Raw genomic sequence first — 1,123 nt, forward strand, 5'->3', positions numbered from 1 at the left:
AGATCGTCGTGAACGGCACGTCGCGTGGCAACGGCTCCTATGCCGGCACCGCGACCTTCGAGCCGACGGCAGCAGTTCCCGAAGCTGGTACCTGGGCAATCATGCTGTTCGGTATCGGCGGTATCGGCGCATCGATGCGCGTTCGTCGTCGCCAGGCGAAGATCGCGTTCGCCTAAGCACATTTCACAGCTGGTCCCAGTGTCCAGCTGTGTGAAGGCAGCCGTCAACCTCGCGAGGTTGGCGGCTGTTTTTGTTTAACATCCGGCGCAATGGGTCTGCAGAAGAATCCATGTTGCGCGGTGGGCGCCGTCGATCGACAACTGGGCAAGCGGGATGGCCCATACTGCGCCCAACGGCCCAAACCCCGAGATCGCGAGCGCGCCTGAATGGACGCCGTCAGCTACCAAGCACACGTCCTGGTATCGGCATCCATCGATCTACAGCCACGCGGAGCCACGTACGCGGCTGAGACTGGTAATGACCACCCGTGTGCGCCATTTTGGAGTCATGATGTTCAAGCGCGGGCGGAAAGCTATAACATGAGTCTACGCTTGGAGCATGTTACCAAACTCGCTCATAGCAACGAAGGCCTGAGGGCTGCCTACGCCGCGAGTGTCGATCATCAGCGCAATGGTTGGCTGAGATATCCACCATGCAATGGGACCTTCCAGCAATTCCGGCTTTAGACGGAAGCAGAACTTGCATCTGCGGTATCAATTGGGGCGAGGACCATGATGATCGAACCCTCACAATTACGTTTGCTTGGGGTTCGCCTACCGCTCCTGCAGCCTTTGCTGCCGTACTTTCGCGGTTTCGAAAGACTTACCTGAACGGGTGGTTTGCCGAAATCCAGTTCACGATATCGACACATAACGAAGCCATGCAAAAGGCTGTAAAGGTGCTTGGGCTTGTTCCTCGGGCCTTCACCTTTGAGATGCCGGTAAAGGACATGACCAGGTCTTGATGGCAAAAAAATGCCCGGCTTGGAAAGCCGGGCATTTTCGAGCTTAGCCGTTATTGGGCTTTGCGTGATTCCAATTTCGCATATTGGAATAAATTACGTTAAAAGTGACAAGTATCAGTCACCAGCCCCTGTGAACCTTACCATTGTTCCAGTAGCGCA

General features: G+C 55.6%; 1 protein-coding gene. It reads left to right on the plus strand.

Going from position 1 to position 1,123, the window contains the following annotated elements; all coding sequences use genetic code 11:
- Positions 1–8: 8 nt before the first annotated feature.
- Complete coding sequence (locus tag sphst_RS21675; RefSeq protein ID WP_442800405.1) at positions 9–176, plus strand: PEP-CTERM sorting domain-containing protein; 168 nt, start codon at positions 9–11, stop codon at positions 174–176.
- The last annotated feature ends 947 nt before the right edge of the window (positions 177–1,123 follow it).

This window comes from Sphingomonas sp. STIS6.2 (genome assembly GCF_000732685.2).
GTDB classification, from domain to species: domain Bacteria; phylum Pseudomonadota; class Alphaproteobacteria; order Sphingomonadales; family Sphingomonadaceae; genus Sphingomonas; species Sphingomonas aerolata.